Source organism: Niallia sp. Sow4_A1, assembly GCF_052116745.1.
GTDB classification, from domain to species: Bacteria; Bacillota; Bacilli; order Bacillales; family Cytobacillaceae; genus Niallia; species Niallia hominis.
Genome location: NZ_JBQKKM010000030.1, coordinates 40,847 through 62,043 on the forward strand (window position 1 = coordinate 40,847; position 21,197 = coordinate 62,043).

Consider the following 21,197-nt stretch of genomic DNA (forward strand, 5'->3'; position numbering starts at 1 on the left):
TATTTTAGTCGTAAGTTTATCTTTGAAGTATGTAACTGGCAATGGATAATGAGTTAGACGCAAAGGAGGAATTAATACATAGAGTAGCCTATTATCTGTTCACATTTTTCCAAAAAAACAGTAATGGAGGAATAACAATATGCAAGTAAATTTATTATTAGATAAACAAGGACCGAAAATTAGTAAACATATTTATGGACAATTTGCAGAACATTTAGGGCGATGCATTTATGAAGGAGTATGGGTTGGCAAAGATTCCGATATTCCTAATGTAAATGGAATTCGTAAAGATGTAGTGGCAGCATTAAAGGAAATTCAAGTACCAGTAGTTCGCTGGCCAGGTGGTTGCTTTGCGGATGAATATCATTGGAAGGATGGAATTGGACCAGTTGAGAATCGAAGTACAATAGTCAATACACATTGGGGTGGCGTAACAGAAAATAACCACTTTGGAACACACGAGTTTTTTGAATTAATTCGTCAGTTAGAATGTGAAGCATATATTAACGGTAACGTTGGTAGTGGAACTGTTCAGGAAATGCAAGAATGGGTTGAGTATATGACGATGAACGGTGAGTCGCCAATGGCAAATCTTCGTAGAGAGAATGGTCAAGAGGAAGCCTGGAAAGTAGAGTTTTTTGGAGTAGGAAACGAAAATTGGGGCTGTGGCGGAAATATGCGTCCCGAGTATTATGCGGATTTATACCGCAGATATCAGACGTATGTCCGCAAGTATGGAGAACATAATATTTATAAAATTGCCTGTGGCGCAAGTGTAGATGACTATAATTGGACAGAAGTATTAATGAAAAATGCCGCAAACTTTATGGATGGACTTAGTTTACATCATTATTCCATTCCAACAAGAGTATGGCAGGATAAAGGAAATGCCTTAAACTTCCCAGAGGAACAATGGTATTCTTTATTAGAACATGCACAGTATATGGACGAGTTAATCACGAAGCATAGTACTATTATGGATAAATACGATCCAGAAAAACGAGTTGGTTTAATCGTAGATGAATGGGGTTCTTGGTACAACGTAGAACCTGGAACAAATCCAGGCTTCCTATATCAACAAAACACGATTCGTGATGCAATGCTTACTGCGATTACGCTAAATATTTTCCATAAGCATGCAGACCGCGTTCATATGGCGAATATTGCCCAAATGGTGAACGTATTACAAGCGATGATTTTAACAGAAGGGGAAAAAATGATTAAAACCCCTACTTATCATGTTTTCGATTTATATAAACATCATCAGGATGCAGAGCTTGTCGACTCTTATGGCGATGAGACTAATCATGTCACATACACAGCTTCCAAGAAGGACGGCAAAGTAGCGATCTCCTTATGTAACTATGATGTAACAGAAACGAGAGAAATTACGCTTTCTAGAAAGAATGGAGAATTTGTTGTCCTAAAAGCGGAATATATTACAGCTGATGTAATGGATGCACATAATACATTTGAAGAACCAGATGTTGTAGCAAAAAAAGAGTTTACTAGTTATCTAGTAGATAAAGAAACGCTAAAAGTTACATTGCCTCCAATGAGTGTTGCAAGCATCTTAACAAAGGAAAATTAAGATGGCTTGTGTAGGCTGCGAGATAAAGGAACAGGTTGGTCGAATAGATGTTGAAGCACTTGTTCGAGAACAGCTTTCCTTCGAAATAGATTTAGCCCAGGAGGAAGTAAGAGATCAGCGGTTAAGCATATGTGAACAATGTGAGTACCTAAATCAACATACATGTGGAAAATGCGGATGCTTTGTGCGCTTCCGTGCAAGCTTAGATAAGAAGAGCTGTCCAGATCGAAAGTGGTAGAGCTATAGATAGTAAACAATCCTAGATATCACTTAAAAAAATTGGAATAATATTTTGCGAAGGTTAGCAATTGCTGCCTTCTTTTTTAATGTACAAAAATAAATTTCATAATCCGAAATTTTTTCGTAAATTATAGTGAATATTTTCATTATTTGTAATACAATAACTCTTTGTGGGGAGGAAAAAGAATGAACTTATTAAGAACTACTTTACAGCATTTTAAACCATATTGGCGTAAGTTATTGATTGCTTTATTTTTCTCATTAATTGGTGGTGCCTTTACGATTTTGCCTCCAATTCTTGTAGGGAAATTGGTAGATGAAGTAATCGGAGACAAAGCAATAGCATTTATTTTATGGATTGTTTTCGGAATATTAGCAGCATTTTTAGGGAAGGCACTATTTGAATCTTTACAAGAATTTGTACAGGTGAAAATTGGCTTTGATGTGATTACAGATATGCAAATTCGTGCATTTAAAAGACTTCACAGAACGCCGATGTCCTTTTTTTCAAAGACACCTCGTGGGGATATGCTATATCGACTAACCCATGATGTAGAATCGATACAAAATTTAAATAATACGGTTGTACCACGGATACTTCAACAAGTAATTAGTGCAGTAGCAGCTTTTATCACGGTATTTGCGATATACTGGCCAGCTGCGATTGTGATGTTCATTGTATTTGCTATTTACATTCTCCCATCCTTTAAATTAGGGAAAACAATGCGGAAAATGAGTGCGGTACAAAGAGATATGAGTGCAGACATGTATCAGCATTTGCAGGAAAGTATCGAAAGTGTTCGTTTAGTAAGAACCTATCAAACGCAAAAAGAGGAAATTGCTACACAGGAAAAGAAACTGACCAATTGGAAAAATTATTCTATTCGGGCGGCTTTAATTGGAAAAGTCAATTGGCGTCTAGGAAATTTATTTAATATTGCTACTCCTGGTGTTGTGATGCTAATTGGTGGATTATCGATCTGGCAAGGGAATATTACCGTTGGAACACTCGTTTCTTGCTTGAACTTTATTCCAATCATGTTCCAGCCCGTTCGTTCCTTAGCAGAAAATGCCTTAACGATTCAACAAGCCATTCCAGCATTGCAAAGAATATACGAATACTTTGATTTGCCAGAAGAGCATGAACAAAATCTTCCGAACTTTGGTGTAGTTCAAGGAAAAATAGATTTAGATAATATTTGGTTTTCCTATCCAGGAAGCGATAAGCAAGTGCTAAAGGGTGTATCTGTTTCTGTGGAATCCGGTAAGCATATCGGCATCGTTGGAACAAGTGGCGGAGGAAAAAGTACACTAATTCAAATTTTGCTAGGGCTTTATGAACCGGAGAAAGGCTCAGTGACCATTGATGGGAAAAATTTATTTGCTTATAATCGCAATAGTTTTCGCAGGCAGGTTGGAGTAGTATCACAGGAAACCTTCCTGTTAAATAGTACACTTCGCAATAATCTTCTTTATGGAAAGCCTGATGCGACGATGGAAGAGCTGGAGCAGGCTGTTGAAGCGGCAGGATTAAAAGAGCTAATTGATTCCTTGGAGGATAAGTATGAAACGGTTGTTGGAGAACGTGGCTTGAAGCTTTCGGGGGGACAAAGACAACGGGTTGCCCTTGCAAGAGCAATTTTGCGCCAGCCACCAGTGTTAATTTTTGACGAAGCTACATCATCCTTAGATGGGGAAACGGAAGAAAAGGTTCAAGACTCACTAGAACAATTAATTCCAGGAAGAACGACGATTACGATTGCCCATCGATTGATTACAGTCAGAAAGGCAGATACAATTCTGCTACTTGATCAAGGGATGGTTGCCGAACAGGGTACACATGAAGAACTGTTAGCTTTAAAAGGACAATATTATCAATTATATCGAGCACAATATAGCGAGCTGGAGAAGGAGATGATTGGATGAGTAAACTGGATATCTCCAAACAAAAGAAAATCGGTGATGGCAAACGTGTTATTCAATTTTTAATGCCTTATAAAAAATGGGTCATAGGCGATTCCCTAGTTATTGCTATTAGCCAAGTCTTTTCTGCGTTAATACCAACTTTAGCCTTAAGCTGGCTAATTGATACCATTCTCCCAAGTGAGAATAACACCTGGCTATGGGGATTAATGTGGCTATTGGTATTATCTGCTGTATTAGATTTAGGCATGATGATCATTGATGAATACTTTTGCCATATTACTGCGAAGTCTGTGACAAATAGACAAAAGCTACGATTATTTGGGCATTTGCAAGTACTCCCTTTTTCGTTTTATCAAAATAATTCATCTGGGGAATTATTAGCACGAACTTCTGATGATCCAGATACCCTTCATAATTTTTTAGCATGGGAAGGGTCAACCTTTATGGCAAGTGCTCAAGGGGTAGTGATTTATAGTATTGTATTGCTGTTCATTCACCCTTATTTAATGATCACAAGTGTTGTTCTTGGAATTCTGTTTTACTGGGCATCCAACTATGTAGGGGCTAGAACGCGAGCTGCATCAGCAGACGCTAGGGCAGAAGCTTCCAAATATTTAGAGAGATTAAGAGAATCTGTTACAGGTATTCATCTATCACGAGTAATGGGTGTTTCCGATAGTGAAGTAAATAGTGTCGTTTCCATTAGGGATTCTTTTGTAAAACATTCACTACGAGAATTAAAAGCAAGAATGCAATCAGTAGTTGTGATTGCAAGCTATAATGGTTTTGCATTAGGACTTGTTTATTTTATCAGTACGCTCCTTATCTGGAATGGGGATTTAACTAGCGGTCAAATGTTAACAGCAGGAGGATTAGTAACGATTGCGGCAAATGAAATGCAACGTCTCCTAAGAAATTGGCTTTCAGTTAGACGAACAGGCCCTGCTTTAGACAGATCAGATATCTTGCTTTCACAACCTGTATCAGAAGCAGAAACGAAGCAAGGGGTAAGGGGAGAAAGAGCAAGTGGCGATGTGCGCTTGAAAGACGTGTCCTTCGTTTATCCAGATAAAGAAGAGAGCGTATTAAAAGGTGTTTCTTTTGCTATTAAGGCAGGAGAGAAAATAGCGTTAGTTGGGCCGAGTGGTTCTGGGAAATCAACGATTATTGACTTACTCTTTCGATTATATGACACAACAAAGGGTTCTATTGAAGTAGATGGACGAGAGATTCGAGAATGGGATACGGACTGGCTTCGTTCGCAAATGGCAATCGTTACACAGGATGTACTAATGCGAAGTGGCACGTTGGCAGATAATTTACGGATTGGAAAATCAGATGCAACAGAGAAAGAATTGTATGATGTTCTCCGTGCGAGCGGTTTAGGCGAATTACTAGAAACCCTTCCAGATGGGTTGAACACAAAGGTTGGAGAAAGAGGAAGCTTACTGTCAGGCGGGCAGAAACAGCGTCTATCTTTAGCGCGGGCAATTTTGAAGGATGCCCCAATCCTTGTATTAGATGAAGCAAGTTCAGCGCTAGATCCTATTACAGAAGCAAAAATTAATGAAGCTGTTTTAAAAACGACGAAGAAACAAACGATTTTCATCATTTCCCACCGACTATCTACGGTATTATCTGCAGATCGTATTATCGTATTAGATAAAGGGGTAATAGTCGAAGAAGGTACACATAACGAACTATTAAAAAATAATAACGGTGTATATTCACGATTATTCAAACGAGAAGCAGATATTGGAGAGGCAACTGTTAATCAGAAAGAAACACAGCCTATTTAAATAACATCAAAGAACAGTATTTCTTATGAGGATTACTGTTCTTTGCGTATGTTTGATTTTTTAGAGAAAGCGCCTCTTAAGCCCATTTCGTCAAAAAAGGAAAGCAAAAGGTAACAGAGTCGCCCTGTAAGTGCCCGTTTCCTATTTTCAAGAAAGCTAATAAAAATCCATTGCTAGTTTTAAAAAATGCTATAGTTATTATATAGTCGAAATATTCTGATCGAGAGTAGGGAGAGTAAGATGGCAATTACATTAAGAGATTCATATAACAAAACCACCTATAAATTAGGCAATCATGGCAAAAGAAATGTACAAGTACTAAAAGAAGCATTGCAGGAAATAGACGGAAATGTAGAAAGTGATATGTATGGACAAGGAAAAATAATAGGAGATTTTCAGCAAAAAATGGCCAATCTTTTCGGAAAGGAAGCAGCAGTCTTTTTTCCAAGTGGAACGATGGCACAGCAAATCGCCCTACGAATATGGTGTGATGAAAAAGATTTAGGGAAAGTCGCCTATCATCCATTAAGTCATTTAGAAATTCACGAGCAAGATGGATTAAAGAAGCTTCATAAAATCGAAACAATTCTATTAGCAGATAAAACGAGAGTAATAGAATTAGAAGATATTATGGAAATGGAGAATGGCGTTGCCTGTGTGCTGTTAGAATTGCCACAGCGTGAAATTGGTGGTCAATTACCAAGCTTTGAGACATTAGAGAAGATTTCACGTTATTGCAAAGAGCATGGAATGAAGCTCCATCTTGATGGGGCTAGATTAATGGAAGTGCTGCCCTATTATCAAAAAACAGCAGCAGAGGTATGTGCGTTGTTTGATAGTGTTTATATGTCTTTTTATAAAGGAATAGGCGGCGTTGCTGGGGCAATCCTAGCTGGGAGTAAAGAATTTACAAGCCAGTCAAAGGTTTGGAAACGAAGATATGGCGGTGACTTAATCAGTTTGTATCCATATATTTTGTCTGCTGATTATTATTATGAAAAACGAGTTAATAAAATGGCTGAATACTATGAATCTGCCAAACAGCTAGCAGCGTTTTTTAACAGATGTGAAGGGGTTCAAACACTTCCAATTGCGCCAGTTTCTAATATGTTCCATGTTCATTTTGATTTGGAAAAAGAAGCAGTAGAGACTATTTTGACAGATATTCAAGAGATAATGGGAATTGGTATAAGTGGCTATGTAAAAGAGCTAGCTGAAAATAATTGTTCTTTTGAAATTAGCTTAGGTGATGCTTATCAAGAAATTCCGACAGAGACTGTCAGAAAAATGTTTGGTTTACTTGCAGAAAAAATAAGCGAGAAAAGGAGCGGTGAATAATGGAAATAATCCAGCAATGGGTTCAAGAGGATAGTGATTATATTCGAAAAAAACTGGTTGCTTATAATATGGAGCAGCTGCCAGAAAAATTGAAAAGTCCCTATGAAAATATTAGTTTTGTTGTAAGAGATGATAATGGCACAATCGTGGCTGGTGTTACGGGTCATATGTTTTGGCATCATATGCATGTTGATTTCTTATGGGTGGATGAGAGTGTAAGGAAAGCAGGATATGGCAGCAAGCTTTTAGAGAAGATGGAACAAGCTGCGGAGAAAAATGCATGTGCATTTATTTATCTAGATACTTTCAGTTTTCAAGCACCAGATTTTTACCAAAAGCATGGCTACGAAGTATTTGGAACTTTAGATCATTTTCCAGAAGGAGTAAAACAATACTTTTTGCAGAAAAGATTAGTGGAATAGAAAAAGTATGATAGTGAAGAAGAGGATTGGCTGATAAATCGAAATTTTGGCTGATAACCCCTATGGATTGGCTGATAAATGGAAATTTTTGCTGGTATATCATAAATTTCACTGATGTTAGATTAAGAAAGCCTTATCTCCCTATCCCTTCACACTGATTTGGAAAAAATGGGGTTGATTAGCAATCGATATATTCATATAATTTGAATAGTATAAATTTTTAGATAGAAAGCGATAAGAAGGAAAGGGGATCTATGAGAAAATTTGCGAAATTAATCATCTATTATTTACTTGGAACGATGGCGATACTCGCATTAAGCGTTTTTCCAAAATACTTTCAAATGAGGGATTTTCCAGAGGGAGAGGGATATTTTTCAACCCTGCTATCTTTTTTATCGGAGGAATTTTTTCAGAAGGATGGATGGGTATATTCCTTAAATGGAGTAGATGAAAAGCCGATATTGGATATACTATTTCCGGCGTTTATTTATTCGATGGAAATTTTGTTTGGTGCGTTGTTATTAGGGAGCATTGCTGCATTTGTATTATCACTTGTCTCTTTTTTTCTACCCAAATTTCTTTTGCAGCCAATAAAAAGAATCTTAGATTTAATTGAATCGATTCCAGATATAATTATAGCAACACTTCTGCAATCTTTCGTTATCTTTATTTTTGTGCAAACAGGGGTAGAGATATTTGAAGTAGCCAGTTATTCAGAAAAGGCATATTTAGGGCCAATTCTAACCCTTGCAATTATTCCTGCTGTTTCTTTATTCAAAATTCTTATCTTGATGATGGAAGAAGAATATTTGAAGATGTATGTAAATTTTGCAAGAAGTAAAGGTATCCATAATTTTCCTATTTTGTGGAAACATATTCTCCGAAATATTATTCCCGTTTCCTTTCATCATATGAAAATTATCATTTGGGGATTGCTATCAAGTCAATTTATTATTGAACGACTCTTTAATATACATGGATTTACATATTTTCTAGTAGAAAGCTTTACACCAATGACGATTGCTGTTTCCTTGCTGCTTATATTTACGCCATTTTTTATTATTTTTCAGTTAGGCGAAATAGTATTGAAAGAGGAGAAGGAACCAGCACGGGAATTGAAAAAGGAATCGTGGAGAGAGAAGATAACCGTTACATCCTTCGTTTCCTCCTTTAAGGTATTTTTAATCAATTTAAAGGACGGATTCCAACGGTTTAGCTGGAAAAGCCTTTCTTTGCTTCGTCCAGTAATGTGGGTAGGCAAGACGTTTGGCATCCATATGAAGAACTGGAAATTTGCAGTGGGGAGCTTGTTTTTTATCATCGTAATTGGGTATAGCGTTCTTTACTCTGTCACAACTAATAATCATGTCGACAAAATGCGCTTACTGTATGCAGAAGATGGAGCGACCCTCCTTGCTGCCATGCCGTTTGCACCAACAGAACCTTTTTTCTTTGGTTCTGATAGACTTGGCTATAGTATCTATGATCAAATTGTTATTGGCGCAAAGTATACCCTATTTTTTGCCCTGCTTATAGCATTTTTGCGTGTTGTTGGTGGATTATTGCTTGCTATAGTTTATTCATTTTTTGTGAAATCTCAAGTACAGCAATGGCTGGCAAAGATGGTGGATTCAATTCACTTTATGCCATTAAGCTTGCTTGCCTATATTTTACTAAGACCGATTCTATTACCAACTTTTGACGGATTCAGCTATTCCTTTTGGGAAAGAGTCTTTTTAGAAACGATGATTTTGACTTTACTAGTTGTCCCTTTAACTACTGTATTATTAGGAAAAGAAATCAATCGTGTACTTGATTATGAATTTATCGCAAGTGCTAGAGTTATGGGTGGTGGGAAATTTCAAATTTTTATTCGCCATATTCTCCCCCATTTAGGCCCAAGACTTACCATTCTTTTTGGACAGCAATTTATCCAAGTGCTATTAATCTTTATGCATTTAGGCATTTTTGATTATTTCTTTGGAGGTACAAAATTATCCATGGATCCTATGTTTTCAGATCCTCCTAAATCCTCTACCTATGAATGGTCTGGATTAATAGGGCAGGTTGGCAGAAGCGCACTTGCTTCTGGACGGTACTGGTATTTATTTATACTTGTTCCCTTTATTATTGCCATTTTTGCGATGCAGCTGATTGTACAAGGGGTAAAAGAGGTTCAGCAAGTAAAAGTGGGAGTAGTCTTTAAACAACCAAGGGCTGAGCGGAAAAAACAAAAGCCAGAAATAAATGCTGTAGCTCCATCTATTTCGAAAGAAAGTTTTACACAGATAAGGAGAGATTCAAATGGAAATCAGGCAATTACACCTCCGTGATGCTAAAGCATACTTTTCATTAAGATTAGAGGCTCTGAAGACAAATCCAGAAGCATTTGGGTCAAGCTATGAGGAAGAAAAAGACTATCCCATTAGTCGAACAGAGAACCGCTTAACGGATTCATCTGCTTATGTCTTCGGGGCATTTGCGGAAAATCATCTAATCGGTGTCTTAACCTTAATGAAAGATGGGAAACAAAAAATGAATCATCGTGGCCATTTATATGCAGCCTATGTTACTCCTTTACACAGGGGCAAAGGAGTCGGCAAGCAATTAGTGCAAATAGCCATTAATAAAGCAATGGAGTTACATGACATAGAACAGCTATATTTAGAAGTAGTAACAAATAATATAGCGGCCAAAAAATTATATGATTCCTTAGGATTTGAAACATATGGAATTGATCGAAAAGCATTAAAAATTAGTGGGAAATATTATGATGAAGCATTAATGGTTCTTTATTTATAATAAATTTTAGACTGTGGTTAAACTTTTAAAAAAAGTTTGATCACAGTTTTTATTTTTTAATAGGAAAACAGTTTGAAAAAAATAAATATTATCATAAAAAAATATTTAAATATAAACAATTGAGCAAAAAGTCCGATATATTATTTGTAAATAAAATTGAATTATTCTGTAAATTACTTTAATATTGTACATACAAAGTAAAAAAGTACCATGTTTTTAGCGAATCTAATTCTATTTTACTAGTTAGCGGTAGGGTAATGAAATAGATGAAGACACAAACAGAGCATATTATTTTTTTGAAAGAGGAGGTAGTAGTCATAAAGAATCAAAATTACTATTTTGGAATATATTAGAATTTTTTAGAAAACAGTAAAGAGAAGATAAATTTAGTAAAAGTGGTCCCAAATCTACAAGGGGGAGAACTGGTAATGGCAAAAATAAAGTTTAGAAAACCAAAAATAACTGGTCCAAAGAAAGAAAAAAAACCTAAGAAATCTAGCAAGGTAAGAAATGGGAAGTTTAAGATTTTTGAAAAGTTAAAATTAAATAATCGTCAGCTACATAAGTTAAATAATGTATCAATCGGTTGGAAATATGGATTTACTTTATTGCTTGTTTTCGCACTCTTAACCATTACAACAATTCTAGTAACGACACGTTTAATCCATATCAATGGCAGTATTGAGCAATTGAATAAAACCGATGAAAGAGCACTTCTTATAACAGAGATGGGGTCTATTACTCGTGAAAAGAGTATTAGTATCTTAAATTATCTCGACTATCAAAATCCTTCCTATGTAGACGAATATCAAGTGAGCATTACGAAATTTAATGAATATGAAGAAGAGATTAAAAAAGATATCCGAAATGAGGAAGAGCAAGCTTTATTTGATGAAATCGTCGATCGTGATCAGAAAATGAATGAACTATTTAACGATCAAATTATCCCTGCTATGCAAGCAAATGATCGATCTGCTATTAATTCCTTAAGCCTAACGAATACAACGATGCGTAATAGAACGATAACGGCTTTGGATAAACTGCAAGAATTGGTACAAGTTAGTCGTACCAAAGCAGCAAGCGATGCGGTTAATAGTGCGAGTGTTGCAACGAAAACGTTAATTATTTCGATGATAACGGCACTAATTATTGGTACAATCTTAATTATCATTATAAGTCGGATTATTTCTCGTAATTTAAAGCAAGTTGTTCAAGTTAGTGATACGATTGCGAATGGTAATTTAACAGCTGAAAACATTAATTATCAAGGCAAGGATGAGATAGGAAAACTTGCTCAGTCCATGAATAAAATGAGTAGTAACCTTCGAATGGTCATCCAAAAGATATCAGAAGTATCAATCACTGTTAACAAACAGAGTGAGAACTTGTCCCAATCTACGAATGAAGTGACTGCCGGAAGCCAGCAAGTAGCGACTACTATGCAGGAATTATCATCTGGAGCTGAAAGCCAAGCGAATACGGCAAGTGCTTTAGCAGCATCTATGGAATCCTTTTCTGGCACAATAGGTGATGCATATACACAAGGGGAGTTAATTTATCAATCATCTAATAAAGTGCTCGGCATGACGAATGATGGAAGTCAATTAATGGAATCGTCTATTGAGCAAATGAATAATATCAATAAAATTATGAAGGAATCTGTGGAAAAGGTCCGCGGCTTGGATACACAGTCTCAGGAAATATCGAAGCTAGTTTCCGTCATTAAAGGAATTGCCGATCAAACAAATTTACTTGCTTTAAACGCAGCAATTGAAGCAGCACGAGCAGGAGAGCATGGGCGAGGGTTTGCAGTGGTAGCGGATGAAGTAAGGAAGCTTGCAGAACAAGTTGCATTCTCCGTCACAGACATTACAAACATCGTAGGTAGTATTCAAAAAGAGTCAAGTGTTGTTACGGAGTCTTTACAAGGTGGATACGAAGAGGTAATGAAAGGTACGGAACAAATCAAAACTACGGGTGCAACATTTAATGGAATAAAAAATGCTGTAAACGATATGGCAAATAGCATTGAAGTTGTTTCAGAAAATCTCGCTTCCATTTTAGAAACAAGTAAAGAGATGAATCGTTCTATTGAAGATATAGCAGCTATTTCAGAGGAAGCTGCTGCAGGTATTGAGCAAACATCTGCTTCTGTTCAACAAACAAGCAGCTCGATGCAAGAGCTTGCCGATAGTTCACATGAATTATCTAATTTAGCAGTAGAGTTAAATGGACTAGTGAAGGAATTTAAAATTTAGTAATGTTGGAAAGTTGAGAAACGAGATAAAGTTTCTCAACTTTTTTAATGGTTAAGAAGTATACGTTTTTAAAGTTCATTCAGTGTCTAGCTACGGGTACCTTTTGCAGTTATTATTTTTTCGGATAATAAAAATTTCGGGTATAAAAATAAATGGTAGTATGCTATGATGGAGGAAAATAAATCTCATTGGCTTGGTACTTGATTGCTGATGTCTTAGGAGAGCGATACTAAATGGAAATTTGGAAGCGGAATTTACTTGTTTTATGGATAGGGGTTTTCTTTACCTCTGCATCATTTAACATGGTAATTCCCTTTTTGCCAATTTTTCTTCTAGAATTAAATGTTCACGAAAACACAGAAATTTGGTCCGGATTATTGTTTAGTGCAGCGTTTTTTGCAGGAGCATTTGCTTCTCCATTTTGGGGAAGGCTAGCAGATAAATATGGAAGAAAACCGATGATTATTCGAGCTGGATTTGTGCTTTTTGTGGTATATACTTTAGCCGCTTTTGTTACGAACCCATACCAATTATTAGTACTTCGAATAATGCAAGGGTTATTATCTGGTTTTATTCCTGGAGCAATTGCATTAATTGGAACGAATACCCCTTCAGATAAAACAGGGTATGCTTTGTCGATGATCTCTACAGCATCTGCATCAGGAGGTATAATGGGACCACTAATTGGAGGCGTACTTTCGCAATTAGTTGGAAATCGGCTATCCTTTGCGAGTGCAGGACTTCTTGTTTTCATTGCAACATTCTTGATTATTTTCTGGGTAAAAGAGGATAATTTTTCGCCAAGTAAAGAAAAAGGATCTGTAAGAAATGACTTGCGAATAGCCTTTTCCAATAGACCCCTTATGCTAGTACTTCTATTAACAGTGGTCACATCTTGTTCTATTATGACCATTGAACCGATTCTCCCTCTTTATATTTTAGAGGTTGGTGGGTCGATGGATAAAGCTTCCTTATTAGCGGGGATTATCTTCTCACTTCCTGGTATTGCAAGTGTCATCATGGCACCATATTGGGGGAAATGGGCGGATAAGGTTGGATTTAATCGTATCTTATTTATTGGATTATTAGGTGGAGGACTTGGAACATTCTCGCAAATAATATTCAGCAATATTTGGGGCTTCTCGATTACTCGTTTTATTTTTGGCCTTTTCTTTTGTGCTGTTTTTCCAGCATTGAATGGATTGGTTGTAAAATCAACAGCAGAGAATTTCCGTGGCAGAGCATTTAGTCTTAACCAAACAGCAACTCAGCTAGGCGGAATGTTTGGACCGATGATAGGAGGATTTCTTGGAGGGATTTTCCCTGCACAATCTGTTTTTATCGTCACCGGTATGTTGTTGTTAGTAGCAACAGGAATAGCCTATAAAAAAGGAAATGTGTTTAGAACAACCATTAAGCAAAAAGTAAAAATAGTGACGCATGGCAAATAACAGACAGAGACTTCGAATGCATTAAATAGCATGGTAGGAAGTCTCTTTTTTTGTCGCAAAAATTTCACAATTCCTCTTACATATTTCTATTGGGTCAAGAAAGAATAAAAGGTGGAGGTGACAATCATGGCAAAAAATAAAAATAAAAATGCGAAACAAGCAGTGCAGGATGATACATCTCGTCAATTTGACCATGAATTTGCAAATGAGCCATTAACAGCAGCGGAGAAATTAAATAATAAAAAAACGAAGAAAAGACAATAAGCGTAGCTAAAAAGTATCCTTCTAGAAGGGGTACTTTTTTTCTGCTTAATGGGAGGTAAGATTGATTCCTTCTTATAGGAGGAAAATATATGGGGGAAATAGAAGGTAATATCATAAATGATATGGTAATTCGTAATTAGGAATTTTTAGAAAGTGTGGAGAAGGATGGAATATTTACTGAATTGTGAAGAAATGAAAAGATGTGATGTAACGACGATTCAAAAAATTGGCATGCCATCTATGGTTCTCATGGAAAGAGCTGCTCTTTCTGTTGTCGAAGAATTGGACTCATTTGATTTAACTAGAGTACTCGTTGTATGTGGTTCTGGGAATAATGGGGCAGATGGGTATGCAGTGGCAAGGTTATTGCATTTACAAAATATTAAGGTGGATGTTTTATTTGTAGGAGATGAACAGAAACGAACAACAGAAAATAAACAGCAACAGAAAATAGCCGAGTATTATGGGGTAAGCTCAGTAAAAAAGATAGAGAATAATCCATACACAACGATTGTGGATGCCTTGTTTGGAATTGGGTTATCACGTCCGTTAAGTGGAAAATACCTAGAGATAATAGAGCAAGTAAATCAAGCTGAAGGGGAAATCCTCTCTGTAGATATTCCTTCAGGTATTTCAGCAGATAATGGAAAAGTGATGGGAAACGCTATAAAAGCGACACGAACAGTAACATTTGCATTTCGCAAATTAGGTTTAGTCCTTTATCCTGGAGCAGATTATGCTGGGGTTGTGAAGGTCAAAGATATTGGGATTACGGCTAGGGGATTTGAAGGAAGATTTCCTAAAATATATACCTATACAAGGAAGGATTTAGAGAGAATTCCGAGACGGCAATCTTATTCTAATAAAGGTACATATGGGAAAATACTAGTGGTTGCTGGGTCAAAAAATATGAGTGGTGCAGCTTATTTTTCTGCAAAAGCAGCTTATCGGATGGGAGCAGGTCTAGTAAGAATCGTGACTCCAGAAGAAAATCGACAAATACTTCAAACCTTGCTTCCAGAAGCCATTGTAACGACATATCAAAGAAGTCAACTAGATGGAGACTGGCTAACAGAGGCCATTAATTGGGCGAGTGCCATTGTAATAGGACCTGGAATGGGTATATCAGAGGAAGCTAAATATTTGTTAAGCAAAGTTCTGTCTATTAGCAAAGTTCCGCTAGTGATAGATGCTGATGCCATTACACTTGTCGCCAAGGAACCGGAGCTTTTGCACGATCATGAACAAAAAATTATTATGACCCCACATGTAGGAGAGATGTCTCGCCTCACTGGTAAACCAATTCCCAAGATTGCAGATGATATTATCGAAGTAGCAGAAAAATTCGCGGCAGAAAAGAAGCTAACATGTGTATTAAAGGATGCAAGAACAATCGTAACAGAGGGTACTGAAGATACGTATGTGAATACATCTGGGAATAATGGGATGGCGACAGGTGGAACAGGAGATGTATTAACAGGAGTGATTGTTGGTTTACTAGCACAAGGCTTAAGGGAAAGAGAAGCCGCTCGCTTAGGTGTTTATATTCATGGGTTGGCAGGGGATGCGGCAGCTGCCCAAAAGGGACCTTACGGAATGTTGGCAGATGATGTATGTGATGCGATAAATGAGGTAGTGAGATAAAATAATAGTAAAGGGGAAAGAAAAATGGACGCGCGGATTAAAGAACTAGTAGACTTGGCAAAAAAACAATGGGGACTAGCGGAATATTACCTAGGGAGGTATCGATTATTTAGAAGGATAATGTTAGATGGGGAGACATTGTATCTCTTAAATATGGAATGGTTTCCTAATATATATGCCGATTGGACAGATGAGGAGAATCCTGAAGGGACAGCTTCTATCGATATAAACATCCATACAATGGAGTTCCAATCTGTTATTTTTGTACAGGGGGTGACCTATGCGGAAAATGGAGTTGTTTTTGCATATAAAGATATAAAAGAGGTGAAGGATTGGCTCACTGCTTTCACTGGGTTAAATATTGAGAAAGATTTTGTTTGCAAGCAAACAGACGAAAGGAGGTATTATTTTGAGGAACAGTGGAATGGTGTTCCGTTATCCCCATCTTGTTCGATAAATGTAGAGTTTAATGAAAACGGAGAGTTAACATTCTATTCGCAAAATATAAGTGTGTTAACGAATAAGAAAGAATTAGAGGAAGAATATTCCTTATCGCTAGATGCCATAGAGGATATAGCGAGAGAACAGGTTGTTTTAGCTAATTTTCCTGAAGAGGATGGTAGGAAAATCGTATATGGAGTAGAAGAAACATACATCAGAAATGATGATAAAGGTAAGCTGCCATTTATGCAGCAGCATGTTGGTTTTCAAAAAAATTTCAACAAAGAAATCAAATGGCAGAAAACAAAGAAGGATTGCTTTAAGAGAAAGTTCTTACATTGGGAGGATGAAGTGAGTGTAGAGGATGCTTATTTAAAAGTGAAGCATCCAGACTCCTTGCCAATCACGGATGAACTTGCAGAAAAATGCATCCAAGAAGTAACAGATTTTTTGCGCATGAAGTATCCGAATGATTCAGGAAAATGGACACTTACTTATTTATCTCGGGAAAATTCCTATTTGCATGCATACCTAGAGCAAATTACTGCTTCAACGCTTTTTCCAGGGAAGCTAATCGTTTTTCTAGATACAGATGGAGAGGTAGTAAATTATATGAACAAGAAGGAATTATGGGATGAAATAATGGATGCGAAACAAGAAGAAACGATTGAGAGGAAGGTGAGTAAAGAGGAAGCTTTTGATAAGCTAAAGCCATATTTCACGCTAACTCCCTACTATGTGTTTGGTAGACAGGACAAAAAGTGGATTCAATGCGGAAAATTAGACTGTGATTACTTTGTAGATGTGGAAAGTGGAGAAATCAGCACGTTAGATAATTCTTTCTTTATTAATTGATAAGAAATGGTTCGTCAAAAGTTATTTTTAATAGTAGGCTCTTTTATAACGAAACATTCATTTTACTGTGATGGAAAATAAACGATATAATTTCGTTACAAACACCAAAGATTTTAAAACAGAAGGAGGAAGAAGAATGGACTCTTCCCTTGAATTACAAATGCTTATTCAGTTATTTGAGCGAGCTGCACTTTTACTTTTAACCTTATTTTTTATGACTAGAGTTCCAAAATTCAAAGAAACGTTGCAAAAGGATCATCATTCCCCAACAGAGTTAACGTTAATCACGCTGATATTCTGTGCATTTGCCCTATTTGGTACCTATTCCGGTATTGAAGTAGAAGGTTCGATTGTGAATATCCGAATAATTGCGATAATGTCAGGTGGTATCTTGTTTGGTCCATGGGTTGGGATAGTAACAGGGACTGTATCAGGTGTACATCGGTACTTAATTGATATTGGAGGAGTAACCTCTGTTCCTTGTTTAATAACAAGTATTTTAGCAGGTGTAGTATCAGGCTACATTCATCATCAGGTGAAAAAGAATAGTCGTTGGATATATGGGATTGTGGCGGGAATGCTATGTGAAATATTAACAATGATTCTGATTTTATTCTTTGCAGATCCCTTTGATTTAGGACTAGACATTGTATCCAAAATTGCCTTGCCGATGATTTTAGGACAAGTTAGTATCGGGTTAATTGTCTTAATGATTGCTAGTGTGGAAGGGGAAAAAGAAAGAATTGCTGCACAGCAGGCACAGCTAGCCCTTAATATTGCTAATAAAACATTGCCGTATTTCCGTTCCATTAATGGAAATTCCTTACGTACCATTTGTACCATTATTAAAGAGGATATTCAGGCTGATGCCGTGGCAATAACGGACACAAAGGATGTTCTTGCATATGTTGGATTTGGAGAAGAGAAATACAAAATTGGCCAAGAAATTATTAGTGATTTAACAAAAGACACGATTCGAAGTGGGAAAATCACAATCCGAAATAATATCGCTGACCATCACACCCCACAAATTCATTGTTTATTGGTTATTCCATTGGAAGAAAGGGGCGTTGTAACCGGTACCTTGAAAATCTATTATCGAAAGGCCTATACGATTACAAATACGCTCCAAACGATGGCGATTGGCTTAGCACAAATTATCTCTACCCTTATGGAAGTTTCACGAGTAGAACAAATGAAGGAAGAGGCAAATAAAGCGGAACTTAAAGCTTTACAGACAAAAATCAATCCACATTTCTTATTCAATGCTCTAAATGCAATTGCTTCAACGACCCGTCGCAATCCAGAAAAAGCACGAGAATTGATAATTAATTTATCAGGGTATATGCGCTATAACTTAGAGGTAGGAGAAGAGCTTATTGATATACAGCTAGCCCTTCAGCAAGTAAGAGACTATATCCAAATTGAAAAAGCGCGTTTTGGGAATAGGCTACAAGTGAACTATGAAATAGATGATACCCATATTAAGCTTCCAAGTCTGCTTATCCAACCATTAGTGGAAAATGCTGTTGTTCATGGAATTTTAAAGCGGAAGGGACCTGGAGTTATCACAATTGCAGTCAAAGATTTAGGAGAAAAGGTTCGCGTTAGTGTACGAGATACAGGCGAAGGTATTGCTCAGGAAGTAATTGATCGCCTCGCGAAAGAAGAAGTATCATCAAAACAGATCGGTTTAACGAATGTCCATCAACGAGTAAAATTAACCTATGGAACAGGCTTAGTCATTCGAAGATTAGAGCCAGGTACGGAAGTTTATTTTGATATAACGAAGGTGATAGCATGAAAGCAATAATTGTAGAGGATGAAATTCCAGCAAAAGACGAATTAGAATATTTAATTAAGACACATAGCAGGATTGAAATTGTTGCCTCATTTGAGGATGGTCTAGATGTGCTTAAATTTTTACAAGAGAATGAAGTCGATGCCATTTTCTTGGATATTAATATTCCGTCTTTAGATGGAATGCTCTTAGCAAGCAATATTAGTAAATTTGCCAAAAAGCCTTATATTATTTTCACGACAGCCTATAAGGAGCATGCAGCACAGGCTTTTGAATTAGAAGCATTTGATTATATTTTAAAGCCCTACGAAGAAAAGCGTATAGCAGCGATGCTTGCAAAATTAGAATCAGCATATCAAAGGGAAAGTAAGGGATCAGAAGAAGTCACAACAGAGGTAAATCGTCGTATCAATCTGCGCAAAAATGAAAATATTATTGTGACAGATGTAAATGATATTTATTTTGCAGAAGCAAGTGAAAAAGTAACAGTAGTTTATACAAAATCAGAAGAATATATGATGCAAATGAGCATTTCTGATTTTCACGATAAATTGCCACAGGATACTTTTTTTCGCTGCCACCGATCCTATACGGTGAACCTTTCGAAAATCCATGAAATTGTGCCATGGTTTAATCATACTTATCTCGTTCGATTAAAGGATATGAAGGCAGAAATACCAGTTAGCAGAAGTAAAGCGAAAGCATTTCGACAACTTATGCATCTGTAATTACCATTCATTCCGAATATAGGGCATTTCATTCTGATACCGGTTTCAAAAAGCTTTCAGGCGGTATAATTTAACTATAAATAGAAAGCATAAACAACCTTTTATAGTAGAAAATACTGTTTATAAACCGAGTAGAAAGAGGAGATCGGAATGAAAGAACGAAATGGAAGTCGCCTTCTTATAGTTATTGGTACAATTATTGTTCAAATGGGATTAGGAACCATTTATACATGGAGCTTATTCAATCAACCGCTCGTTGATAAATTTGGCTGGGATATAAGTGCAACTGCAATTACTTTTTCGATTACAAGTTTTGCACTAGCATTTGCTACTCTTTTTGCAGGCAAGCTACAAGATAAATGGGGATTGCGTCGCTTAATTGCTATCGCTGGAATTTTCCTCGGTGGAGGATTAATGTTAAGCTCTCAAGTATCTTCTTTATGGATGTTATATCTTGTTGCAGGAGTAATCGTTGGTTTTGCCGACGGTACTGCATATATTACTTCCCTATCAAATTTAATTAAATGGTTCCCTGAGAAAAAAGGATTGATATCTGGTATTTCTGTAGGGGCATATGGAACCGGTAGCCTTGTTTTCAAATATTTAAATGCAAGTTTTATTGAATCATTTGGTGTTTCAACAGCCTTTTTAATCTGGGGTATTATCGCATTAGCAATGGTTGTGGGAGGATCATTCCTCTTAAAAGAAGCGCAAGAAGTAGAAACAAAAACAGCGTCAGTAACAGCTCAAAAGAATTACACAGTGAAGGAAATGCTGAAAACGAAACAAGCATACCTACTCTTTGTTATTTTCTTTACAGCATGTATGAGCGGACTGTATTTAATTGGAATTGTCAAAGATATTGGTGTCAGCTTAGCTAATTTAGATGTTGCGACAGCAGCCAACGCTGTTGCGTTAGTAGCAATTTTCAATACAATTGGACGTATTATTCTTGGAGCATTATCTGATAAAGTAGGACGAATTAAAGTAGTATCTGGAACATTAGTAGTAACTGCTATAGCAGTCACTGTTTTAAATGTAGTGCCATTAAATTTCCCACTATTCTTTGCCTGTGTAGCAGCAATTGCATTCTGTTTCGGAGGAGTAATTACCGTCTATCCGGCCATTGTCGCTGATTTCTTTGGTCTGAAAAATCAAAGTAAAAACTATGGAATCATCTATCAAGGTTTTGGATTCGGAGCACTTGCTGGATCTATGATTGCAGCAGTACTAGGAGGATTCCATGCAACCTTTACGGTTATTACAATATTATGTGTGATTTCATTTGTTATTACATTGATTATTCAGCCACCATATACGAAGACAGAACCGAAAGAGAAAAAGGCACGTCGCCCTGAATTGGCAAATCGCCTTGGGTAAAAACTAAAATGCATAAAGAAAAGAAGTCAGTTATGTTAATCGTAACTGACTTCTTTCTATTAACTGCTTACGCAATTGCTGTTTCTTTTTTGTGTTTATTATTTCTTCTATTGTTCCATTGCTTTTTGATATATGGCATTGCATATCGGTCTAGACCAAATTTACCTGCGTTTGCACCTGCTACGATAACGAATATTGCTAATAGAATCATTTGTCCATTTGTGCTTACTGTTCCACTAAATAAGAAGGCAAAGTTC

Annotated in this window: 16 protein-coding genes and 1 pseudogene; 16 read left to right on the forward strand and 1 reads right to left on the reverse strand. The window is 36.7% G+C overall.

The window, feature by feature from the left end; translation table 11 throughout:
• Nucleotides 1-139: 139 nt before the first annotated feature.
• The 16 genes from ACTQ5K_RS16275 (at nt 140) to ACTQ5K_RS16350 (ending at nt 20,940) form a co-directional block, all read left to right on the forward strand.
• The gene (locus tag ACTQ5K_RS16275; RefSeq protein ID WP_441994078.1) at nt 140-1,591 is read left to right on the forward strand and encodes an alpha-N-arabinofuranosidase; all 1,452 of its coding nucleotides are present in this window, start codon (nt 140-142) and stop codon (nt 1,589-1,591) included.
• A 1-nt stretch (nt 1,592) separates the two neighbouring features.
• The gene (locus tag ACTQ5K_RS16280; protein WP_441994079.1) at nt 1,593-1,829 is read left to right on the forward strand and encodes a DUF6171 family protein; all 237 of its coding nucleotides are present in this window, start codon (nt 1,593-1,595) and stop codon (nt 1,827-1,829) included.
• A 188-nt stretch (nt 1,830-2,017) separates the two neighbouring features.
• A complete protein-coding gene (locus ACTQ5K_RS16285; RefSeq protein WP_031536128.1) occupies nt 2,018-3,757 on the forward strand; it encodes an ABC transporter ATP-binding protein in 1,740 nt (579 codons plus the stop codon).
• The gene (locus ACTQ5K_RS16290) at nt 3,754-5,556 is read left to right on the forward strand and encodes an ABC transporter ATP-binding protein (RefSeq protein ID WP_031536130.1); all 1,803 of its coding nucleotides are present in this window, start codon (nt 3,754-3,756) and stop codon (nt 5,554-5,556) included. The genes ACTQ5K_RS16285 and ACTQ5K_RS16290 overlap by 4 nt, the downstream gene beginning before the upstream one ends.
• Nucleotides 5,557-5,796: 240 nt before the next feature.
• Complete coding sequence (locus tag ACTQ5K_RS16295; RefSeq protein WP_031536132.1) at nt 5,797-6,894, forward strand: threonine aldolase family protein; 1,098 nt, start codon at nt 5,797-5,799, stop codon at nt 6,892-6,894.
• Nucleotides 6,894-7,316 carry a GNAT family N-acetyltransferase gene (locus tag ACTQ5K_RS16300; protein WP_031536134.1) on the forward strand — a complete coding sequence of 141 codons (423 nt, stop codon included), beginning with the start codon at nt 6,894-6,896 and terminating at the stop codon, nt 7,314-7,316. The genes ACTQ5K_RS16295 and ACTQ5K_RS16300 overlap by 1 nt, the downstream gene beginning before the upstream one ends.
• A gap of 254 nt (nt 7,317-7,570) precedes the next feature.
• Entirely contained in the window at nt 7,571-9,649 is a 2,079-nt protein-coding gene (locus ACTQ5K_RS16305; protein WP_235250725.1) for an ABC transporter permease subunit, read from the forward strand.
• The gene (locus tag ACTQ5K_RS16310) at nt 9,621-10,118 is read left to right on the forward strand and encodes a GNAT family N-acetyltransferase (RefSeq protein ID WP_235250723.1); all 498 of its coding nucleotides are present in this window, start codon (nt 9,621-9,623) and stop codon (nt 10,116-10,118) included. Before ACTQ5K_RS16305 ends, ACTQ5K_RS16310 begins: the two co-directional genes overlap by 29 nt.
• 428 nt (nt 10,119-10,546) lie before the next feature.
• Nucleotides 10,547-12,376 carry a methyl-accepting chemotaxis protein gene (locus tag ACTQ5K_RS16315; protein WP_441994080.1) on the forward strand — a complete coding sequence of 610 codons (1,830 nt, stop codon included), beginning with the start codon at nt 10,547-10,549 and terminating at the stop codon, nt 12,374-12,376.
• A gap of 233 nt (nt 12,377-12,609) precedes the next feature.
• Nucleotides 12,610-13,827 carry an MFS transporter gene (locus ACTQ5K_RS16320; protein WP_031536142.1) on the forward strand — a complete coding sequence of 406 codons (1,218 nt, stop codon included), beginning with the start codon at nt 12,610-12,612 and terminating at the stop codon, nt 13,825-13,827.
• Between the two features lie 126 nt (nt 13,828-13,953).
• The gene (gene sspO / locus ACTQ5K_RS16325) at nt 13,954-14,091 is read left to right on the forward strand and encodes a small acid-soluble spore protein O (RefSeq protein WP_031536143.1); all 138 of its coding nucleotides are present in this window, start codon (nt 13,954-13,956) and stop codon (nt 14,089-14,091) included.
• 165 nt (nt 14,092-14,256) lie between these two features.
• Nucleotides 14,257-15,735 (forward strand): NAD(P)H-hydrate dehydratase, encoded by a 1,479-nt coding sequence (locus tag ACTQ5K_RS16330; RefSeq protein WP_441994081.1) that lies wholly within the window; start codon nt 14,257-14,259, stop codon nt 15,733-15,735.
• A 24-nt stretch (nt 15,736-15,759) separates the two neighbouring features.
• Complete coding sequence (locus ACTQ5K_RS16335) at nt 15,760-17,031, forward strand: hypothetical protein (protein ID WP_441994082.1); 1,272 nt, start codon at nt 15,760-15,762, stop codon at nt 17,029-17,031.
• A gap of 136 nt (nt 17,032-17,167) precedes the next feature.
• Nucleotides 17,168-18,835, forward strand: coding sequence for a sensor histidine kinase (locus tag ACTQ5K_RS16340; protein ID WP_031536146.1), 1,668 nt, complete (start codon nt 17,168-17,170; stop codon nt 18,833-18,835).
• A complete protein-coding gene (locus ACTQ5K_RS16345) occupies nt 18,832-19,560 on the forward strand; it encodes a LytR/AlgR family response regulator transcription factor (protein WP_441994083.1) in 729 nt (242 codons plus the stop codon). Before ACTQ5K_RS16340 ends, ACTQ5K_RS16345 begins: the two co-directional genes overlap by 4 nt.
• A 150-nt stretch (nt 19,561-19,710) precedes the next feature.
• Complete coding sequence (locus ACTQ5K_RS16350) at nt 19,711-20,940, forward strand: L-lactate MFS transporter (protein ID WP_031536148.1); 1,230 nt, start codon at nt 19,711-19,713, stop codon at nt 20,938-20,940.
• A 67-nt stretch (nt 20,941-21,007) separates the two neighbouring features.
• On the opposite strand, the pseudogene ACTQ5K_RS16355 reads toward ACTQ5K_RS16350, so the two are convergent.
• Nucleotides 21,008-21,197 (reverse strand): annotated as a pseudogene (locus ACTQ5K_RS16355) (Crp/Fnr family transcriptional regulator); the annotation flags it as partial.

Coding starts and splice junctions, on each gene's coding strand:
- ACTQ5K_RS16275 (WP_441994078.1), top strand. CDS start 140: ATGCAAGTAAATTTATTATTAGATAAACAAGGACCGAAAATTAGTAAA.
- ACTQ5K_RS16280 (WP_441994079.1), top strand. CDS start 1,593: ATGGCTTGTGTAGGCTGCGAGATAAAGGAACAGGTTGGTCGAATAGAT.
- ACTQ5K_RS16285 (WP_031536128.1), top strand. CDS start 2,018: ATGAACTTATTAAGAACTACTTTACAGCATTTTAAACCATATTGGCGT.
- ACTQ5K_RS16290 (WP_031536130.1), top strand. CDS start 3,754: ATGAGTAAACTGGATATCTCCAAACAAAAGAAAATCGGTGATGGCAAA.
- ACTQ5K_RS16295 (WP_031536132.1), top strand. CDS start 5,797: ATGGCAATTACATTAAGAGATTCATATAACAAAACCACCTATAAATTA.
- ACTQ5K_RS16300 (WP_031536134.1), top strand. CDS start 6,894: ATGGAAATAATCCAGCAATGGGTTCAAGAGGATAGTGATTATATTCGA.
- ACTQ5K_RS16305 (WP_235250725.1), top strand. CDS start 7,571: ATGAGAAAATTTGCGAAATTAATCATCTATTATTTACTTGGAACGATG.
- ACTQ5K_RS16310 (WP_235250723.1), top strand. CDS start 9,621: ATGGAAATCAGGCAATTACACCTCCGTGATGCTAAAGCATACTTTTCA.
- ACTQ5K_RS16315 (WP_441994080.1), top strand. CDS start 10,547: ATGGCAAAAATAAAGTTTAGAAAACCAAAAATAACTGGTCCAAAGAAA.
- ACTQ5K_RS16320 (WP_031536142.1), top strand. CDS start 12,610: ATGGAAATTTGGAAGCGGAATTTACTTGTTTTATGGATAGGGGTTTTC.
- sspO (WP_031536143.1), top strand. CDS start 13,954: ATGGCAAAAAATAAAAATAAAAATGCGAAACAAGCAGTGCAGGATGAT.
- ACTQ5K_RS16330 (WP_441994081.1), top strand. CDS start 14,257: ATGGAATATTTACTGAATTGTGAAGAAATGAAAAGATGTGATGTAACG.
- ACTQ5K_RS16335 (WP_441994082.1), top strand. CDS start 15,760: ATGGACGCGCGGATTAAAGAACTAGTAGACTTGGCAAAAAAACAATGG.
- ACTQ5K_RS16340 (WP_031536146.1), top strand. CDS start 17,168: ATGGACTCTTCCCTTGAATTACAAATGCTTATTCAGTTATTTGAGCGA.
- ACTQ5K_RS16345 (WP_441994083.1), top strand. CDS start 18,832: ATGAAAGCAATAATTGTAGAGGATGAAATTCCAGCAAAAGACGAATTA.
- ACTQ5K_RS16350 (WP_031536148.1), top strand. CDS start 19,711: ATGAAAGAACGAAATGGAAGTCGCCTTCTTATAGTTATTGGTACAATT.